We start from the raw sequence: 304 nt of genomic DNA on the forward strand, positions 1-304 counted from the left end.
GGTGCCCGTTGCCCGGTGGATCTGGCCGGGCGGCTGGCGACCCAGGGCGACCTGCTGATCGGCGCCTGCCAGGGCACGATGCCGGCGCATCTGGCCGCGCTGCTGGTCGCGCTGCCCGAGCAGGACATCCACTTGCCGCGCGCCTGGCGCGAGCGCGAGGTGCGGCAGAAGGCCTGGTTCAAGGCGGTGCCGGGCTACGGCCAACGCCCGGATTTCATCGCGCGGACGGGTGATATCTGGGTGCGCTCGCTGGAAGGACGCGATGCCGACAGCACGTTCTATCTGGTGTCGGCGCCGTTCACCT

1 pseudogene is annotated in these 304 nt (G+C 71.1%); it reads left to right on the forward strand.

The features are described from left to right. A pseudogene (locus tag EN869_RS33985) lies at nucleotides 1-304 on the forward strand (hypothetical protein); the annotation flags it as partial.

The sequence above is a fragment of the Mesorhizobium sp. M2D.F.Ca.ET.226.01.1.1 genome (assembly GCF_004022705.2).
GTDB lineage: Bacteria > Pseudomonadota > Alphaproteobacteria > Rhizobiales > Rhizobiaceae > Mesorhizobium.